Source organism: Psychrobacter maritimus, from assembly GCF_904846345.1.
Taxonomy (GTDB): domain Bacteria; phylum Pseudomonadota; class Gammaproteobacteria; order Pseudomonadales; family Moraxellaceae; genus Psychrobacter; species Psychrobacter maritimus.
In genome coordinates this window covers 126,227-146,490 of record NZ_CAJHAJ010000003.1, presented here as the reverse complement: position 1 = coordinate 146,490, position 20,264 = coordinate 126,227, and the positions used below count along the sequence as shown (strand labels likewise).

At 44.1% G+C, this 20,264-nt stretch carries 15 protein-coding genes; 6 read left to right on the top strand and 9 right to left on the bottom strand.

All coding sequences use genetic code 11. The annotated features are described in order from the left end of the window. Positions 1 to 77 precede the first annotated feature (77 nt). The gene (locus JMX50_RS05740) at positions 78 to 1,736 is read left to right on the top strand and encodes an ABC1 kinase family protein (protein ID WP_201628791.1); all 1,659 of its coding nucleotides are present in this window, start codon (positions 78 to 80) and stop codon (positions 1,734 to 1,736) included. A 186-nt stretch (positions 1,737 to 1,922) separates the two neighbouring features. Continuing rightward, a complete protein-coding gene (locus JMX50_RS05735; RefSeq protein ID WP_201628790.1) occupies positions 1,923 to 3,359 on the top strand; it encodes an FAD-binding oxidoreductase in 1,437 nt (478 codons plus the stop codon). Positions 3,360 to 3,585: 226 nt separating this feature from the next. Here the strand turns inward: JMX50_RS05735 and ruvB are convergent, their stop codons facing one another. The 5 genes from ruvB to JMX50_RS05710 form a co-directional block, all read right to left on the bottom strand. Beyond that, positions 3,586 to 4,566, bottom strand: a complete 981-nt coding sequence (gene ruvB, locus JMX50_RS05730; RefSeq protein WP_201628920.1) for a Holliday junction branch migration DNA helicase RuvB — start codon at positions 4,564 to 4,566, stop codon at positions 3,586 to 3,588. Positions 4,567 to 4,769: 203 nt separating this feature from the next. Continuing rightward, the gene (gene ruvA / locus JMX50_RS05725; RefSeq protein ID WP_201628789.1) at positions 4,770 to 5,390 is read right to left on the bottom strand and encodes a Holliday junction branch migration protein RuvA; all 621 of its coding nucleotides are present in this window, start codon (positions 5,388 to 5,390) and stop codon (positions 4,770 to 4,772) included. Between the two features lie 119 nt (positions 5,391 to 5,509). Further along, positions 5,510 to 6,547: a class II fructose-bisphosphate aldolase gene (gene fba, locus JMX50_RS05720; protein ID WP_201628788.1), complete on the bottom strand. Its 1,038-nt coding sequence runs from the start codon at positions 6,545 to 6,547 to the stop codon at positions 5,510 to 5,512. Between the two features lie 437 nt (positions 6,548 to 6,984). Beyond that, a complete protein-coding gene (locus JMX50_RS05715; RefSeq protein WP_201624924.1) occupies positions 6,985 to 7,371 on the bottom strand; it encodes a hypothetical protein in 387 nt (128 codons plus the stop codon). Between the two features lie 299 nt (positions 7,372 to 7,670). Beyond that, on the bottom strand, positions 7,671 to 8,885 hold the full coding sequence (locus JMX50_RS05710; RefSeq protein WP_201628787.1) for a phosphoglycerate kinase: 1,215 nt from the start codon (positions 8,883 to 8,885) through the stop codon (positions 7,671 to 7,673). 370 nt (positions 8,886 to 9,255) lie between these two features. On the opposite strand from JMX50_RS05710, the gene JMX50_RS05705 reads away from it, so the two are divergent. Next, a complete protein-coding gene (locus JMX50_RS05705; RefSeq protein ID WP_201562941.1) occupies positions 9,256 to 9,585 on the top strand; it encodes a TraR/DksA family transcriptional regulator in 330 nt (109 codons plus the stop codon). A 28-nt stretch (positions 9,586 to 9,613) separates the two neighbouring features. Here the strand turns inward: JMX50_RS05705 and JMX50_RS05700 are convergent, their stop codons facing one another. Both JMX50_RS05700 and JMX50_RS05695 read right to left on the bottom strand, forming a co-directional pair. Then, positions 9,614 to 10,285 carry a thiamine phosphate synthase gene (locus JMX50_RS05700; RefSeq protein ID WP_201628786.1) on the bottom strand — a complete coding sequence of 224 codons (672 nt, stop codon included), beginning with the start codon at positions 10,283 to 10,285 and terminating at the stop codon, positions 9,614 to 9,616. A 93-nt stretch (positions 10,286 to 10,378) separates the two neighbouring features. After that, positions 10,379 to 11,488, bottom strand: coding sequence for a serine hydrolase (locus JMX50_RS05695; protein WP_201624927.1), 1,110 nt, complete (start codon positions 11,486 to 11,488; stop codon positions 10,379 to 10,381). A gap of 449 nt (positions 11,489 to 11,937) precedes the next feature. On the opposite strand from JMX50_RS05695, the gene JMX50_RS05690 reads away from it, so the two are divergent. The 3 genes from JMX50_RS05690 (at position 11,938) to JMX50_RS05680 (ending at position 16,390) form a co-directional block, all read left to right on the top strand. Beyond that, on the top strand, positions 11,938 to 12,573 hold the full coding sequence (locus JMX50_RS05690) for a response regulator (protein WP_149488971.1): 636 nt from the start codon (positions 11,938 to 11,940) through the stop codon (positions 12,571 to 12,573). 94 nt (positions 12,574 to 12,667) lie between these two features. Then, positions 12,668 to 14,515 carry a sensor histidine kinase gene (locus JMX50_RS05685; RefSeq protein ID WP_201628785.1) on the top strand — a complete coding sequence of 616 codons (1,848 nt, stop codon included), beginning with the start codon at positions 12,668 to 12,670 and terminating at the stop codon, positions 14,513 to 14,515. Positions 14,516 to 14,668: 153 nt separating this feature from the next. After that, positions 14,669 to 16,390 carry a sigma 54-interacting transcriptional regulator gene (locus JMX50_RS05680; RefSeq protein ID WP_201628784.1) on the top strand — a complete coding sequence of 574 codons (1,722 nt, stop codon included), beginning with the start codon at positions 14,669 to 14,671 and terminating at the stop codon, positions 16,388 to 16,390. A 47-nt stretch (positions 16,391 to 16,437) separates the two neighbouring features. Here the strand turns inward: JMX50_RS05680 and JMX50_RS05675 are convergent, their stop codons facing one another. Together JMX50_RS05675 and gpmI are read right to left on the bottom strand one after the other, a co-directional pair. Then, positions 16,438 to 17,991 (bottom strand): S41 family peptidase, encoded by a 1,554-nt coding sequence (locus JMX50_RS05675; RefSeq protein WP_227670931.1) that lies wholly within the window; start codon positions 17,989 to 17,991, stop codon positions 16,438 to 16,440. Positions 17,992 to 18,471: 480 nt separating this feature from the next. Next, complete coding sequence (gene gpmI / locus JMX50_RS05670) at positions 18,472 to 20,130, bottom strand: 2,3-bisphosphoglycerate-independent phosphoglycerate mutase (protein ID WP_201628783.1); 1,659 nt, start codon at positions 20,128 to 20,130, stop codon at positions 18,472 to 18,474. Between the last annotated feature and the right edge of the window lie 134 nt (positions 20,131 to 20,264).

The following is a 20,264-nucleotide window of genomic DNA, read 5'->3' as shown; positions in this document are numbered from 1 at the left end:
TGCTCTCTATAAACATCTACTGTTATGAAAAATACAATATCTAGCCTATTTTCGAATTTTTAGAGTACCTATATCCCATGCTACTATCCCATCGCGCCCGTTTATTTGAACTTTGGCGTATTGCCGCCGCTTATCGCATTGATACCCATCTGTCTGTCGAAGAAGCGCCGCAGCTGCAACCTTTAGCGCGTTTAATTCGCTTGCATCCAGCTGCTTGGGGTAAAAAACATCAGCCCAATGCCATAAAGTATGCGCTTGAAGATATGGGTACGTTATTTTTGAAACTGGGACAACTGCTCTCGACGCGTCGCGATTTGGTGCCGCCTGAGATTATCGAGCAATTGGTGCAGCTGCAAGATAAGGTCAAGCCTTTCGACTCCGACGTTGCTATTGCCCAAATCCAAGACCCGAAACATGGGCTTGGTCAATCTATCGCCACGCTATTTGCCCGCTTTGACGTTAAACCGTTAGCAGCAGCCTCTATCGCCCAAGTACATACGGCGGCTCTGCACGATGGTCGTGAAGTGGTGGTAAAGGTCGTTCGCCCTGATATTCGCACCACCATCGTTGCAGACTTTGAGCTACTACGTGAGCTTGCCAATTGGGCATCGGCGCGTATCGAAGCGGCGCGTGCCATCCATATCGTTGATATTGTCGAAGACTATCGCCAAGTGATGCTTAATGAATTGGATTTGACCTTAGAAGCAGACAATACCACGCAGATGCGTAATAACTTCTTGGGTTCAGCACTGATGTATGTGCCTGAAGTCTATGATGCGGCCAAAAACGTCATGGTGATGGAGCGTATTCAAGGCGTCCCTATCTCGCAAGTTGAGGTATTTGATAAGCTTGGTTATGACCGTGCAGCACTGGCAGAAAAAGGCTTAACGATATTTTTCACCCAAGTATTTCGCGATAACTTTTTCCATGCCGATATGCATCCGGGTAATGTCTTTGTAGAAACGCCGCCGGTTAAAACGCTCACTGCAAATATGGCAGCGGTTGACTTGGGTCATGAGCCGCGCTATATCGGCCTTGATTGCGCCATTATGGGTACGCTATCAAAAGACGACCAGCTTATTGTCGCGCGCATGCTTTTGGCGGTAATGAATAATAACTTTACGGCGATGGTTGATATCGTCAGCCGAGCGGGTTGGATACCGCCCAATACCGATAAGCATGCTTTGATGCGCGATATGAAACGCACTGTCGGTCCAATGCTACAAAAATCTATTAATGATATCGACTTTGCTGGTGTGTTGATGCAGATTTTAGATATCGCGCGTCGCCATCATATGAGTATTCCGCCACAATTAATGCTGCTACTTAAAACTTTGGTGCATGTCGAAGGACTTGGTCGTGATTTATATCCTGATCTTGATATCTGGTCACTTGCTAAGCCCATTTTAAGTAGCTGGATTAAAGAGCAGCTCGATCCGATGCGTAACTTGCAACACTTACGCCAGCAGTTGCCAGAGATTTTATTATCAACGACTGATATTCCTAAGCTACTAGATCAAGGTCTACAAAGCCTTGCCTCACAAGGGTCGCGCCAAGACAGTCAGCTGCGAGAAATACAACAGATACGCGCTGACATGCTCAATGATCGTCGCCGTGATTGGCTAGCGCTGTCAGGTTTTGCCGTGTTTATTGCCATCGCTACACAAGTCGGTTGGTTTGCACCTATCTTTTATTTATTGGCTATGATTGTCGTTATTTGGCGGGTTCTAGCTTAGATTGCTGATTTTTTAATGGCTGTGAATACTCATTAATAGTTATAAAAATTAAATCTTAATTTAATAAGCTCTAATTCCTTTTGATTGTCCTTTAACGACAATCAAAAGGAATTAGAGCTTAAACTTTTATCTTATCTGACAGCTTGTTTAGTCAGTTAAAATACGTCTTATATGGAGAATTTACCTATGTCGACCATATCATCTACATCACCTTCCAAGCCTCATGATTCAGTCAAACCAAATCATAGTGATGCTATTGCCGCTTTGCAAACACGCTTTGGCAAACAACTGAGCACCAATACCACAATACGTGAGCAGCATGGTCATACCATGACGTGGCTTGCCAATCAGCCACCCGATGCGGTATTAACAGTACAGGATAAACACGAGGTTGCTGCTGCGGTTGAGATTTGCAATCAGTATCAGATGCCAGTCATTGCCTTTGGTATTGGCTCATCCTTAGAAGGTCAATTAAATGCGCCTTATGGCGGGCTGTGTATCGATATGCATGCGATGGATACGATATTGCAGGTTAATAATGAAGACCTGACCGTTACCGTACAACCTGGAGTCACACGTGAGCAACTTAACCATTATTTACGTGATACCGGCTTGTTCTTTCCGATAGACCCCGGTGCCAATGCCAGTATTGGCGGTATGGTCGCTACTCGCGCCTCAGGCACTAATGCTGTCCGCTATGGCACCATGAAAGATGTGGTACTTGCACTTGAAGTCGTTACCGCAAGCGGAGAGATTGTCCGCACCGGCACCCGTGCCAAAAAGTCTGCCGCTGGTTATGATTTGACGCGATTGATGATCGGTTCAGAAGGTACGCTTGGTATCGTCACCGAAGTCACGCTCAAGTTATTTGGTATTAGTGAGTGTATTGGTAGCGGCATCTGTCACTTCCCAACGATTGAGGATGCTTGTCAGGCGGTGATGTTGACCATTCAAATGTGCTTGCCCATTGCCCGTATCGAGCTGCTCGATGCGATGCAAATTAAAGCCTGTAATCAATACGCCAACCTCAATCTCACTGAGACACCTACGCTATTTGTAGAGTTTCATGGCACAGAAGCCAGCGTCGCTGAGCAAGTGCAAATCTTTACCGATATCATCGAAGAGTTTGGCGGTACGGATTTTGCTTGGGATACCAACGAAGCCGAACGTAAACGTTTGTGGCAAGCACGGCATAACGCCTATCATGCCAGCTCAGCTCTCAGACCTGAAGCCAGTGCTTTATCCACCGATGCCTGCGTGCCCATTTCACGCTTGGCAGAATGCGTCAGTGAGACAGCAAAAGATATCGAAGCATCTGGCATGATTGGGCCTATTGTCGGTCACGTTGGCGATGGTAATTTTCATGTTTTATTATTGGTCGATACCAACAATCCTGAAGAAATCGCCACAGCTGACGGTATCATCAGCCGCCTTGCCAGCCGTGCGATTGAGATGGATGGCACCTGTACCGGTGAGCACGGTATTGGACAAGGCAAGCAAAAATATATGCAGCAAGAGCACGGTAATGCCTTAGTGTTGATGCAAGCCATTAAGTCAGCGCTTGACCCTAAGAATATTTTAAATCCCGGCAAGATATGGCCTGAAACGTTACCGACTATTTAATAAGCTTATTAAAATCAAAGTAAAAAAATGCGTCTGCGTTTAATTTTCTAATTAAACGCAGACGCATTTTTGGTTTTAATATGGTTCATTTATTTTGAAGCAAATGCGAGGCTGCAGGTATGAATTTTTCAAAGCCTCGGGAGTGCAAAGCACACAGCAAGCGAGAAAAATTTATACCTGCACAATGCTATTAAAGATATACCTCGTGCGTTTTGAATTGACTATTCTATAACATCTGATCAATCGCCATTTGCGTCAATACCCGACCACGCGCCGTACGCAGTACATAGCCTTGCTGAATCAAATACGGCTCAATCACATCCTCTAGCGTACCGCGATCCTCAGCCATGGCTGCTGCCACTGCTTCAACCCCTGCTGGACCACCATCGAAACGCTCATGCAATATCTCAATATAACGTCTGTCTAAATGATCAAGCCCACGTCTATCTACGGCCAGCATATCGAGCGCACTACCGGCTATCGCGCCATTGATACTACCGTCGCCTCTCACCTGCGCATAATCACGCACGCGACGTAATAATCGATTGGCAATCCTTGGCGTACCACGCGCACGGCGAGCAATCTCTACCGCACCATCTTCACTCATTGGCACGCGCATTAAACGCGCGGCACGGCTAACAATCGTTGTCAGGTCAGCGATATTATAAAACTCTAAGCGCTGCACAATCCCAAAACGATCACGTAATGGTGAGGTTAACAGCCCTGCTCGTGTGGTGGCTGCGACCAAGGTAAACGGTGGTAAATCAAGCTTGATAGAACGCGCTGCCGGCCCTTCACCAATCATAATATCGAGCTGAAAATCTTCCATCGCTGGATAAAGGATCTCTTCAATAACAGAGCTCAAGCGATGGATTTCATCGATAAAGAGTACATCACCTTCTTCTAAATTGGTCAGCATGGCGGCTAAATCACCTGGACGCTCAAGCACTGGCCCTGATGTTGAGCGCAGATTGCCGCCCATCTCACGAGCAATGATATTGGCAAGGGTTGTCTTCCCTAAGCCCGGTGGACCAAAGATAAGGGTATGATCCAACGGCTCGTTACGGCCTCTGGCAGCGCTAATGAACACTTCCATCTGCTCACGCACCACCGGCTGACCGATATATTCAGCCAATAATGCCGGTCGAATATTAGAGTCAGGCGCATCACCTGCCCCTTCTAACGGATTAATCAAACGATCTTGCATCATAGGTTTTATCATTTTATTAAAATAATTATTTTTAAAAGACTAGGTAATAAACAGCATAACCAAACGCTGCGTATAAGTCATGCAAAACATCATAAAGCAGCTAGTCAAAAAAACACAGCCTAAAACGAAAATAAGCGACAATGAATGTCGCTTATCTGTTGAAGACTTATTGATACTATAGAATAACGCGCTCACATTACTTAAAAGCCAGATAGCTGTTGCAAGGTGGCTTTTAGCAAGCTTTGCGTATCTGCAAAGGTAGCGCCATTACTCTTAGCGGCTTTAATCGCTTGCTGCGCCTCTCTTTCTTTATAACCCAAGCTAATTAACGCGCCTTCCACCTCAGCGATGATACTGCCTTCAGCAGAAATGGGCGCAGGCTGAATCGCAAACTCTAAATTACTACTATCAACCTCAATATTTTTTAGCTTATCTTTTAGCTCAATCAATAAACGCTGCGCTGTTTTTTTACCAATACCTGGAATCCGCGTCAATGCCGTCTCTGATTCTTGCTCGACATGCATTTTTAGCTCAGCAGCCGACATCGCAGACAGCATAGCCAATGCCATTTTTGCCCCAACACCATTGATTTTAATCAACTGGCGAAAGACATCACGCTCTTTACGGTCAATAAAACCATAAAGCAGCTGCGCATCTTCACGCACATGAAAATGCGTCCAAATACTCGCCTGCTCATTAAGGCGCAACTGGCAAAACGACGGTAGCGGTAGCTCTATATCGTAGCCTACGCCAGAGGTGGTCATGACACAGGCAGTCGGCGCCATCAAATACTGCACCTGTCCGCTAATCAATCCAATCATCATCTACCACCTTTTATAGAACCGACGTACAGTACATAAGTACAAAGCTTAAATATAGAAGCTGCGCTAAAAATACGCTGCGCCGCTATGACTAAATGAGCATATCTTATTGGCAACGCTTATTTATAAAAATCGACCATACCTTCAAGGCTAACTGGACGAATCTTATGTGCTTGACCAGCAGAACCAAAGGCTTCAAAGCGATTGGTACAGATATCTGACATCGCAACCATAGAAGCTTTAAAGTATTTACGTGGATCAAATTCGCTTGGGTTTTCTGCAAGGAATTTACGGATTGCACCCGTTGATGCCAAACGCAAATCAGTATCGATATTTACCTTACGCACACCATGCTTAATCGCTTCAACAATTTGCTCAACCGGTACACCATAAGTCTCACCGATGTTACCGCCGTTTTCATTGATAACTTTTAGCCACTCTTGCGGTACTGACGACGAGCCATGCATGACCAAATGGGTATGCGGGATACGGGCATGAATCTCTTTTACGCGCTCAATGGATAAGATATCGCCTGTCGGTGGACGGGTGAATTTATACGCACCATGACTGGTACCGATAGCGATGGCTAGGGCATCGACGTTGGTATCTTTAACAAACTGCTCGGCTTCATCAGCGCTGGTCAATAGTTGCTCGTGATCAAGCACGCCTTCTGCGCCTGAGCCGTCTTCTTCGCCTGCCATACCGGTCTCAAGACTGCCCAAGCAACCGATTTCGCCTTCGACAGAGACACCGCACGCGTGCGCCATTTTGACCACTTCGCGAGTCACGCTAGCGTTATAATCATAATCCATTGGCGTTTTGCCATCTTCACCAAGCGATCCATCCATCATTACTGATGAAAAGCCCTGCTGAATTGAGCGCTGGCAAATAGCAGGTGACATACCATGATCTTGATGCATCACTACAGGAATATGTGGCCACTCTTCAATCGCCGCAATAATCAGATGACGTAAAAACGCAGAACCTGCATAACTACGAGCGCCGGCACTGGCTTGAACGATGACAGGTGAGTCACAGGCGTCGGCCGCCATCATGATTGCACGCATCTGCTCTAAGTTATTGACGTTAAAGGCAGGAACACCGTAGCTGTGCTCGGCGGCATGATCTAGAAGTTGACGTAACGATATTAAAGCCATAAGACGCTCTCTGATTAAATTTTGAATATGATATTAAGAAATCATTCTTAAAAATACGATGTTGCAACAATTGCCCTAAAATCCTAGCTTTATATAGCCAGACCAGCGAAAAACCGGTGTTTTTTATCGTAATTATTACGCCGTGATTATAGCAAAAATTGTCACCGCTTCGTAGCGCTTAGCCGACTATTTATTTCTTTGCTTAATTTATAAAAAATACGGTCGGTTTTTATCAATCTATTTGGTAGGACTTATCGCCTATACAGCTCTATTAAAAATACGTATAAAACCAAATACCTTATATCTTTGATTTGGCTGTGCTAGATGAATGTTTTAAATACAAAAAAGCCTTGGCTATTACCAAAGCTTTTTACATATTTTGAGGGCTTATAAAGCAATTAGTATTTATAACCAATGCTTAAAATTAAAACTACTAATTAGTACTGTTGCTCTGCTTCTACTGCGTTTTCACTGGCTTTATCTTCAACAGCAGCTGCGCCATCGGCAACCACGCCAGCAGTAGCGGACACGGCTTCATTGGCGCCTACCACAACCGCTTCGCCAGTATTTGCTAGTGCATCAGTAGCAGCAGCACCGGCAGTTTCAGCGCCTTCGGCAACTTCAGTACCGGCGTTTTGAGCAGCAACTTCAGCTTCAGCAGCAGCAGCTTCTGTTTCAGCAGCGGCAGCATCAGTGTTAGCAGCAGTATCTTCAGCAGCAGAATCAGCAGCAGCTGCCGTTTTATCTTGTGTTTCTTGGCTACATGCAGTGATTGCAAAAGTACCAGCAAGTACGCTAGCAAGTAATAAATGACGTTTTAACATAATAAACCTCTCGTAAATAAAGCATGCCAAATACATGATTTGCGCTATTTTATAGAGTGCAAATTAGACATGCAATAACAATTTTCAGTATAGAAACAAATAATTACCACTTAATAATAATCAGTGACCACTCTTACTTCTTGCTTTCATATTGACAGGTTAAGCATCAACTGAAAGCTAAGCATAGCGGTCACCTTATACTTTATTATTTATATGGCCTAACTTTTTATAGCCTAACCTAGATGCTCACGATAAGTTGTACGTCTACTGTTACTCAACTGCTGAAGTATCGTTAAGCGCTATTCCTGGATTTGTAAGGCAGCAACAGCAGGTAACACCTTACCTTCTACAAATTCTAAGAATGCGCCGCCGCCTGTTGACATATAGCTGACACCATCAGCCACTTGATATTTATCAATCGCCGCTAAGGTATCGCCGCCGCCAGCAATCGAGAAACCTTGGCTGTCTTTAACAGCATTTGCTACGATTTGGGTGCCATGACCGAAAGCATCGACTTCAAAAACGCCGACCGGACCATTCCATAAGATGGTTTTTGCCTTGATGATAGCATCAGCCAACTGCTTAGCACTTGCTGGCGCGATGTCTAAGATCATGTCATTATCGCCAATCGCATCGACAGATTTGATAGTCGCAGCAGCTTGTTGTAATGAGCCGGTAAAGTCATCAAAGTTGATGTCATTTTTATCAGCAACGACTACATACTCAGGTAATAAAATCTCAGTTTTACTCATGATGTCACGAGCAGTGTCCACCAAGTCCGCCTCATATAAAGAAGCGCCAACGCTATAACCTTTAGCTGCTAGGAAAGTGTTGGCAATACCGCCGCCGACGATAATCTGCGAGCAGACTTCAGCCAAGCTGTGCAAGACTTCAAGCTTAGTCGATACTTTCGAGCCACCAACGATTGCTAGCATCGGCTGTGCAGGCGTTTCAAGTGCTAAGCTCAACGCATCAAGCTCTGCTGCCAATAAAGGTCCGGCGCAAGCTACTTTGCCTGCTTGATGCATGGCTTGGGTCACGCCTTCTGTCGATGCTTGCGCACGGTGGGCAGTGCCAAAGGCATCCATGACAAATACGTCGCACAACTCAGCGTATTTCTGCGCCAAATCTGCCTCGTTTTTCTTCTCGCCTTTATTGAAGCGCACGTTTTCTAGTAATACGACTTCGCCGGCGTTGATTGTCACGCCTGCAGTCAAATAGTCAGTGTTTAAGCTTACTGGCTTTGATAGTTGTGCGGCTAATTTATCGGTTAGATACTCAGCGACCGGTGCGAGCGAATATATGGCTTCAGGGTTGCCTTCAGTCGGACGACCAAGGTGTGAGCAGACAATCACCGCCGCGCCTTTTTCTAGCGCCATTTTAATGGTAGGCAAACTGGCTTGCAGGCGAGCGTCACTGCTGACTTTACCGTTTTTAATAGGCACATTTAAGTCTTCACGAATCAATACCACTTTATCGGTTAAGCTCAGCTCACTCATACGCAAAAAATTCATTACCTGCTCCTATGCATCATCTATGGTTAATCTGCCGTGTGGCTTTTTATTAATGTCTAAATAATATTATTCAAATTATCTAATGGGTTGCTCTTTGGCTGTTGTTACTTGTGGTGTTATAAAGACAACCCAACAAGAATTTGCGGCGGTGTATTCTAGCAGTTTTCTAGCAGATGCTCATAAAGAACCGGCATAAATTTCGCCCAGTAAGCTTAGACGATAAAAAATGGGCGAAATTTCGATAAAAATCAGTAACATTTCGTGGTGGTACTCACTCGTTAGGCTGTTTATGATAAAGCGGTTAGTGATAATAAACTGCTAGTAATAATTAATGACCCCAACAATAAAAATAACCCATTAGGAGAACCCAATGAGTATCGACCTTAAAACGGCCAAACAAGAACTATTAAAACTCAAAGAAGAGTATGAGACTCGTATCAATAAAATCGAGGATCATATCCAAAACCCACAAGATGACCTCAATGAACATTGGGAAGATCAAGCTATCTCTTACCGTCAAAACGACATGCGCACAAACTTAATGGGCGAAGCGCGTCAAAGTTTAGTCTATGTTGAAAACGCCCTAAGTCGTATTGAAAATGGCACTTATGGTGAATGTGAAGTATGCGGCGAGAAAATTGAAGAACAACGCTTAAAAGCATTACCTTACGCGACTCTCTGTATGGAACACGCTGAGTAACACTTCAGCCTTATTTTAACTTTATCGTTTATACCGCAGGCGTACGCCAAGTATCGAGCGCCTGCTGCCATTGCTGACAACGCGCAGCGATTTGCTGCACAGGCAAGTCCATAATATCCCCAACGACCGCCACATAAGCAATCGGAAAACCTGCCAGCTCAACGATATTTTCTGCGCTTAAGCCTCCAATCACACATATATCAATCCCTTGCTGACAGCCATCAATAAGCTCTTGGCGTGAGATAATATTGGCATTAGGCTTGGTGCTTGAGGCAAAAACCGCCCCCATCGCCGCATAGCTTGCGCCCTCTTTTTTGGCTTCTTTGACTAAATCTATATCACCATGACAAGTACGACCGATAATCTGTTTGGGTGCTAGTTGACATTTAGCATCATTAATATCGCCATCTTGCTGACCTAAATGCACACCAACACCAAGTTTTTCGGCAAGTTTTATATCATCATTAATAACCACTGGGACATCATAAGTTTTTGCCAAACGGACTATTTGCAGCGCTTCATCATAGAGTTTTGTGGCGCCATCAGGCAGCTGTAAAGTCTTTTTACGGCGAATTTGCAATAGCGCTATCAACCCTGTCGCGAATGCTGCTTCTAACTTGGCATATAAAACTGCAAACTCATCATCATTGGTGAGTAAGTATAATTTGGGAGCTCGCGTAACAGTCGATGCTTGAATCATATAACTTTTCCTAAAAGACGCCCTAAATTCAACACAATAAAAAGGCTGTTATATCGCATAACAGCCTTTTTTATAAATACTAAAACAGCAAGCTTATACCGTACGGCGAGTCGCCAAGCTGTTTAAAATGTTTTTAGCATCGCCCCAACGTGTCGCTGAGCTGTTTGCGCCTAAAATCACAATAATGGCAGGGCGATTATTAACGCGTGTTTCCATCACGACACAACGACCAGCTTCATTAATAAAGCCTGTTTTTGAGATACCAATCGGATAGCTACCATCACGCACTAAGCTGCTGGTGTTATTGGCTTTATAAGTACGGTTGCCGCTTGAAAAGTTAGAGACATAAAAGTCGTAGCTTTTGGTGGTAGAAAAACGACGAATGACATCGTAATTACCAGCAGCACGCACCATTTTTACCAAATCATTTGACGAAGCAACGTTACGCTTATCAAGACCGGTTGGATCACCGAAGAAAGCAGTAGTCATACCCAAGTCTTGCGCTTTGCGATTCATCGCACGGATAAAGGCACTATAACCGCCTGGATAATTACGCGCTAGACTTTTTGCCGCAGGATTTTCTGATTTCATTAATGCCATCAGTAACATCTCAGCACGGTTTAGGCGGTCGCCCGATTTAAGGTTCGAGCTGGCGCGTTTAGGGCCGACGAAATCTTCTGGGTCAAGGGTAAGCTCTTCACGCATGTCGAGACCAGCATCTAAAACTACCATCGCCGTCATGACTTTGGTGATACTGGCCATTGGACGAGCAATATCAGCGTCTTTTTCGTAGATAGATTCGCCCGTTTCAGCATCGATGACCGCAACACTGCGCGAATCGGTGCTGATTGGAATCATACTACTACTGCCAAAACTGCCACGATAGGTGGTGTTATAGCTGTTGGCGTTAGTCGTATTGTTAAAGCTGTTATTACTATTACCAAACGTACGGGTATTGGTAATGTTGGTGGTACCGTGACCGTTATCTACTTTTTTAATCGCCGAGCCGCTATTACTATTATTGGCTTTATACATGATACTGCGAGCTTCAGACAGGCTATCGGCACCGCCCCAGCTCACACGAGCGCTAGACTCTGAGCTAGAACCACCATTAATTGTAAGTGCGGCTTGTGCAACACTGCCCAAACTCAATGAAATCAGAGCAGCGATTAATTGCTGTTTGGTTAATGGTAGTTGCTTCATTATGCCTCCTGCTGCCGCGTTGCCATTAGTTAGAGAGTCAGTTACATACTCACTAACAGCAACCACGTACGTAGCGTTTATGGATGTGTTTGTAGATACTCACATAGAGTTTTTGTATTTTTAGTGTATCATGGTTTGCATTTAAGTTTAATCTACTAAATCAATTAGATGTCATTTTTTAGCCACATTCAAACTTTACTACATTTACTTTATATTACAGCAATATTTATTAACACTGGCGCAATATAGACTTACATTTAAGCTTATAACCTCTTAATTGCAAAGTTAATATTAAACTATGACGCATAATATCAGTGTCTTTGTTAATTGATATACTTATAGTAGCGAATTTTTAGAGTATTTCAATAAAGCATCCAAAGTAAGACACGCTAAGCAGCTTAACATTAGCAGTGCGCCCTTTATTCTGACAGATAGAAAAGAGTATAACTATGATTCGAGTATTAGTAGTAGATGATCATGATTTGGTGCGGATGGGCATTAGCCGTATGTTGGCAGATAGTGCCGATATCGAAGTCGTCGGCGAGGCAGATAGCGGCGATATGGCGATTAAAATGGCAAAACAGCTGCGCCCTGATGTGATATTGCTGGATGTCAATATGCCCAACATTGGCGGTCTTGAAGCAACCAAACGCTTGGTTCAGCTGGATATGGGCATCAAAATATTGGCCGTCAGCAGTATGTCGGCGCAGCCTTATCCTTCGATGCTCATCAAAGCGGGCGTTAATGGTTATATTACCAAAGGTACGCCGCTTGATGAGATGATACGCGCGGTCAAAAAAATCTATCAAGGTGGGCGCTATTTTAGCCAAGACGTCGCCGAGCAATTAGCGGACGTGCTCCTTTCAGATAACGCCAGCTCGCCTTTTGACTTATTAAGTGACCGCGAAAAACAAGTCGCTATGATGGTAGTCAACTGCCAAAGTCCGCAGCAAATCGCTGATCAGTTGTTTGTCAGTGTAAAAACAATCAACACTTATCGCTATCGTATTTATGAAAAAGTCGGCGTCGATAGCGATGTGAAATTAACCCATCTGGCCATTCGTCATGGTCTTATTCAACCGTAAATTACTAAGCATAAGTTATTAAGCATAGTAAGTACCTTCCTTTCTATTACGCTCAACTTAAAAGGCTTTAGAGCCAGTGAAAACTTTAAAGCCTATGAAACCTCCAAAGCCTGTGCCATCGTCAAAGTCTAAGCAACATGAGCAACATGAGCAGGATAAGAAATCTGCTCCTAGCGTTATAACCGCTATCACGGATTATTTGCAGCGCGACGATACCTTGCCGTTGCCGCAGCTACGCAGGTTGGGTTTGATCTATAGCAGCTATCGATTTATTCTCAGCCTGTTTTCTATGCTGATGGTCTATATCACGGCTCGCTCTAGCGATGGCTCATCATTACCAAGCTTTTTGCAGCAAACCGCACTCAGCTTTTATGTCCTGCTGAGCCTGATTTTGCTCGGTTTATTTTATGTGGTGACCAAGCATCTACGGCGACAGCTGGCTTTTGGTTTAGTAGTAGATGTCATCATTTTAAGCTTATTACTTTATACCGCTGGCGCGCCCGATTTGCAGTTGACCATGCTATATATGGTGGTGGTCGCCGCCAGCTTTATGCTTTTACATAGCTCGCAAGCGCTTATCATTACCTTGCTTGCGATTATCTTTGTTATCTATCAGCAGTTTTTTTATGCCATTGCCAACAGTATGAGTTTGGCAAATTTGGGTGACGCGCTACTGATGTCAGCCAGCTTTTTAGCAGTGGGTGGCTTAAGCTGGTCAATCTCACAGCGTTTGGTGCAGCTTGAAAAGGTAGCGGCAAGCCACGCAAAAGAAGTCGAACGCTTAAACGTCATTAATCAAGAAGTCATCACGCAAATGGTCAATGGCGTTATCGTCATCGACTCTAAGCATGTTGTGCTGGCAAACCTTGCCGCCCATCAACTGCTCAGTATTCCAAACCCTTCCCCGCTAGTGATAACAGAAGCGGTCGATACCAGTCAGATGCTAAAAACCCCAAGCGAGACAGCGAAAAAAGCCTCACACTATAATGATAACCAACCCGTATCTGATTTTCAGCAGCAGCTGCGCGCACAACATCTGCAATTACTCGAAGCCTGCTTATCGGTAGAAGCTGGGCAATCTCGCACTTTTATTTATGAGTTACCAGCCGTGGCTAATGCTTCAGTCGTCGGTAAGCTGCGTGTCGAGATTATCCCCTTAAAAGATGACAGCAAGCTAATCATATTAGAAGATTTACGCCGTGAACAAGCCAGTGCCCAACAATTAAAATTGGCCTCTTTAGGACAGCTAACTGCTAGTATTGCCCATGAAATAAGAAATCCTTTAGCAGCAATCTCCCAAGCCAGCCAATTATTAATAGAAGATATCGAAGAAAGTCAGACAGCAGATAACGACACAAGTACCAATGACAAGATGGCTGGCAACCATGAGCTTTATAAAATGATATTTACGCAGACCAAGCGCGTCAATCGTATTATTGAAGATGTCTTAAAGCTGTCTCGTCAGCAGATTGCCAACCAGCAAATGATTGTCCTTGCGGATTGGATGCCAACATTTTTAGACAATTACTTTCAAGGTCATGATGTTTTTTTACGCAGCCATACGCAGCCGACAATCTCATTTGACACGCACCAGTTAGAACAAATTCTTATCAATTTAATTAACAATGGTTTACGTCATAGCAGCTATGCTAACCCTCATGCCATTGTGGAAATCGAGATTTATTGTGCTGATAACGATGTTATAATTGATGTGTTGGATGATGGTACAGGCGTTAGTGATGTGGATTTAACCCATTTGTTTAATCCGTTTTTTACCACCGATAAAGCTGGCACAGGTTTGGGATTATACTTATCGCAAGCGTTTTGTGAGGCCAATCATGCACGCCTGCTTTATATTCCGGAACATAAAAAAACCTGCTTCCGTTTGATTGCCCCTGCCATCCAGCATGACGTCAATGAAAGTACAGATGAAAGCATATAGGAAGCGTTTGCCTAATAATTGAAAACCTATAAATGTTTTATAAACGCTACTACTTATGCACTATAAACCTTGATACGATGATTTTTTAATACCTTTTTAACACCCTTGTAGTACTTGAAGACAATGAAGTACTTGAAAACAATGAGATGATGTATGACCACAACCGCGCTAGTCGTTGATGACGAAGTAGATTTATGCCGCTTGATGCAAATCACGTTGACCAAGATGGGCATCAAAAGTGATGTGGCCTATACTTTGTCGCAAGCCAAATCCTATTGGCAAGAAAATGACTATGATTTTTGTCTAACCGATTTAAAATTACCTGACGGTTCAGGATTAGAGTTGGTTAAGCATATTAGCGGCAGCTCAACGACGCCCATTGCAGTGATTACGGCACACGGCAGTATGGATTTGGCGATTGAAGCGTTAAAGTTAGGCGCTTTTGATTTCGTGAATAAACCGCTTGAGCTGCCCCGCCTGCGTCAATTGGTTGAAAGCGCCCTCAAGGTGATTCATCAAGACAATGTGTCCAAGTCAACGCCTGAGCGTTCACCTGAGCAGCAAATGCTCGATAGCCGTTTGATTGGCGATTCTGCTGTCATGCATCCGCTAAAAAATACCATTTTAAAATTAGCGCGCTCACACGCACCGGTTTTTTTATCAGGGGCTTCAGGTACAGGTAAAGAAGTGGTGGCGCGCTTGATTCATGACTTAAGCCCGCGCCGCGATGGTAGCTTTGTGCCGGTCAACTGCGGCGCAATACCGTCAGAGCTGATGGAGTCGGAATTTTTTGGTCATAAAAAAGGCAGCTTTACCGGTGCTGTCGCCGATAAACAAGGACTGTTTCAACAAGCCAATGGCGGCACGCTATTTTTAGATGAGGTCGCCGACTTGCCACTAGCGATGCAAGTTAAATTACTGCGGGCTATTCAAGAGAAAACCGTGCGCGCAATCGGTGATACCAAAGAAGTACCGGTCGATATTCGTATTTTATCGGCGACCCATAAGGATTTAAATCAGCTGGTGCAAGTGGGCAATTTTCGCCAAGATTTATATTATCGTATTAATGTGATTGAGCTTAAACTGCCAACGCTCAACGCGCGGCGTGATGATATCCCTGTATTGGCTAAGCACTTTTTGGCACTCATCGCCGATGAATGGCAATTAGAATCGCCGCCAACACTGACTGACGCTGCTTGCGCGCGCCTGCAAGATCATGACTTTGCTGGTAACGTTCGTGAGTTGCGTAACGTCCTTGAGCGCGCGGTAACCTTGGCAGAAACGTCGACTATCGATGCCAGTCATCTAGGTCTACCTGATATTGATAGCCACCAAGAAGTGATAACCTCTGCCTGTCAAAATATCAGTACCAATAAAGCAAGCATCTCGAACGATTCTCTTTCAAATAAAAGTGAAAGCTCGGTAGCTGACTCAATACAAGATAATGCCATAAAAAGCAAGGTAGAAACAGACAGCACGCAACAAGCGAAAGCGAATATACATCCTTATCGAACCACCACTCAGCATTATCCTTCCATGAATACAAGCCCAGCGAGTACGCGCTCAGCAGAAAATAATGAAAAACTTGCTGATAAATCGGTGGCTAGTAGTTTAGATGCGTCAATAAACAATCGAGATGATGAGCAAGACAGTCTAAGTAAGTCAGTAAATAAAGAAGATATTGCCGTTGGTCAATTACCTGCCCAAGGCTTAGAGCATTATCTACAAGAACAAGAAAGACGGCTGATCATTACAGCGCTTAAGCAAACCAACTGGAATAAAACCCAAGCGGCTGAATTACTGGGTACGACCTTCCGCTCTTTACGCTATCGCATGACCAAGCTAGAGATTGCCGAAGATCAATCTGAATCATAAATAATAGCGACTGTTAAAGCGATGCCTTGATTTAAACTCTACTTAAATTAACGTTTGTCTTTAGCAGTCGGTTTATCAATCACATGGTCGATGACAGTATTGTTTTGAGTGACTTTCTTTTTAATCGCTTCGTCTTTAATAGACTTATCTTGCTTAGCACCGCTGTCTGCCTGTGCCTTACGTACAAAGCGAATACCCGAAGGCAGTGCTTGCTGTCTGAGTAAATCAAGCGCCTGTTGCTCCCACGTGCTCTCATTACCCAACAACGTCACATCAGGCTCTACCCCAACCCCATCTATCTTTTTACCCAATGCGGTCATATAATTGGCAACCGTCAGCTTGACCGCCTGCTCATCATTGAGCGGTATAACGGACTGTACTGAGCCTTTACCATAACTGACCTCGCCCAAAATACTAGCGCGCTTCTGCGCTTGCAAACTGCTGGCTAATACCTCGGCGGCAGATGCTGAATAACGGTTTTGCAAAACCACGACGGGCAACGCTTCTAATAACGCGGCACCTTGCGTCGATAGCGTGCGCGAGTCACTTTGACGACCTTTTACTTGTACCACATCGGTATCGGTCATAAACAAGCTAGCAACGCTTACAGCTGACGCCAATACGCCGCCGGGATTATCGCGCATATCTAATAATACTCCGGTGACGGGCACATCTAAATCAATCAAACTTTGCAGTAATTTCTCACGGCTGTTGTTTTGAAAGGCGGGCAATCTAATAATCGCCATACCATCAACAAATCGAGTTTCAATAATCTGCGGATGATTGTTATTACGCTGCAAAGTCGTGGTGTGTTTACGGCGACCTGCTTTTGACGTCACCACATCTACTTGCGTACCAGCAATCCCTGTCAAGAGTTGCTCGATATCATTACTTTCTTCCTCTTCATCAAGCTTAAACTCATCGACTTGATGCAAATAATCGCCAACAGCAATGCCCTTTTTATCAGCAGGTGAACCATCAATCACCTCCGTAATCACCCAATAACCTTCTTTTGGCTGATATTGCACTTTGATACCAATATCACCGACATCTCCTTCGGTAAAAGCGCGCAAATTCTCATACGCCTCTGCATCCAAAAACTCAGCATGGCTATCAAGCTTGGTCAACATACCACTCATAGCATTGTTAAATAACTCTTCATCCTTCACAGCATCAACATATTCACGGCGTACCAAATCAACGACAGCAACAAAGGTTTTTAGGGTTTCAGGCGAAATGGCATTTAGTGACACCTGTGCTACTTCATCTGGAATATCAGTATTAATGGCATCTGAGCCATTATCCAATGCACTTTCATCAGCGACAGCATCTATTGAATCATCAACTTGATCGGCTGATTCGAGCATATCTGCAATATCTGAAAAATCGTCCGCACCGTTGTCCAATGGCACATCATCGGCATTAAGACTGATTAATTGCAAACTTGAAGTAGGGTTTTTATTATTATTGATTTTACCGTTATTGTTAATAGCCGCTTGGGCAGACATGGTCACAACGCTTAAACCCAGTAAGCTTGTAAGAATAGCTGGCTTTAATGCCTGCGAGCTAATAGATTTAAAGCCAAAAGATTGAGAATTCATAAACCGAGCGCTCATAAATAGTGTCAGCATTGGGTTTTCCAATCTCTTAAACATCAATAAGGATAAAGAGCTAATAGGACGCATAAAAGAAACCCCTTAAAAAATTTGGCTTGATTATTTTGGTTTGGTTATTATTTTTATAACTTTGTTAGATGTATCAGATTATTATATGGTTATTTATGATTATAGGGTGATGAATAAATTATAGAGTTATTAATCAACAATGTCCGTTAAAATAACACCAAGCGGCTATCTTAAACTAGGATAGTATTGCAAATAATTTAGGCAAAATGTATCAGGCAAAATGTATCAGGCAAGATGCATCAAAAACAAAGCAGCAGAAAATATCTAAAAAAGCACATAAAAAGAGGGAAGGATAATAAATATCCTTCCCTCTTTTAAAATGCTTAGCCGTATTAATAAGCTGTTAAAGCCTTACCATTAAGCATTAGCCTTAAACATTAATACTACGTAGCCGTATTATGATGCTGGAACCAATAAATTTTCACCGGTCATCTCATCTGGCTGCTCAATATCCATTAACGCCAAAATAGTTGGCGCAATATCACTCAGCTTACCGCCACTACGTACTGTTACTGACTGCTCGCCAATATAAATCAATGGCACGTGTTCGGTGGTATGCTGCGTATGTACTTGACCACTTTCATAATCTTGCATCTGCTCACAGTTACCATGGTCAGCCGTGATAAGCATATTACCGCCAGCTGCGCGCACTGCTGTTTCTACGCGACCAATACAGACATCTAACGCCTCTACCGCTTTAACTGCCGCGTCAAAGATACCTGTATGCCCTACCATATCGCCATTGGCATAGTTGACCACCAACACATCATATTTACCAGACTCAATGGCAGCAACCAATTCATCTGTCACTTCAGGGGCGCTCATTTCTGGCTTTAAATCATAAGTGGCAACATCAGGAGATGGCACTAAAATCCGCGTCTCGCCTTTATACTCTTCTTCACGGCCACCACTAAAGAAAAACGTCACATGCGCATATTTTTCAGTTTCGGCGATACGTAACTGGGTTTTACCTTTATTCTGCAAATACTCGCCAAGCGTATTGGTCAATGAGGTTGGATAATAAGCAATGCTGGTTTTTGGATTGGCTGCTAAAACGTCAGAGTATTTAGTCAACATCACAAAAGCAGCAAGCCTTGGCTGTTTATGACGGGCAAAGCCTGAAAACTCATGATCTGGAAGCACAAACGCTTGCGCAAGCTCACGGGCACGGTCAGCGCGGAAGTTCATAAAAATAAGCGCATCATTATCATCGACGGTATATGGCACTTCATCGCGGCCAATGACAATGGTTGGATTGATAAACTCATCAGTTTCACGTGCTTTGTACGCCGCTTGTACCGCGCCATCTGCACGCGTTGCTAAGCGATCGGCTTTACCTTCGGTGATAAGCTCATAGGCTTTTTGCACGCGATCCCAACGATTGTCACGATCCATCGCATAGTAGCGCCCGATGATACTGGCAATCTGTACGCGACCACCTTCGTAATGGGCGTTGAGTTTCCCAATATGCTCTCGTAAGCGATTGATATACTTATCAGCAGATTTTGGCGGCGTATCACGGCCGTCTAAGAAGCAATGGACAAAGACGTTTTTGGCACCGTGTACCAACGCTGAATGGCACATTGCTTCGATATGGTCTTGATGCGAGTGAACGCCGCCATCGGATAACAGTCCCATAATATGCACGTTTCCGCCAAGCTCGTTTGCTGCTTTCACCGCATTGACCAAGGCTTCGTTTTTATAAAACTCACGATTGACCACTTCACTTGAGATACGGGTTGAGTCTTGATACAGCACACGGCCCGCGCCCAAATTCATATGGCCAACTTCTGAGTTACCAAACTGTCCGTCTGGCAGACCGACATCTTCTCCTGAAGCAGATATCAATCCATGCGGATATTGCTGATAAATCTTATCCAAGTTTGGCATATCGGCGGCAGCAATCGCATTATCCTTGTCGTCTTCACGATGCCCAAAACCATCTAATATCATTAAGACATGCGGCACTTTTTTATTTTGCTCGCTATCCTGCTTATTATTGAGCTGGGCCTGACTATCGTCGATAAATTCTGATTGTTGCTGGTTATGGGTCATGGATTACCGCTCCTCAAGTGAATGAACGCCTATAATGCTATATTAGGATGTTTAAAGCCCTCTATATTACCACACATCTCCAAATAGCTGAAAAATCGCCCCTTTAAGCCCGTAACTAAAGGTTTTGAGCGCTT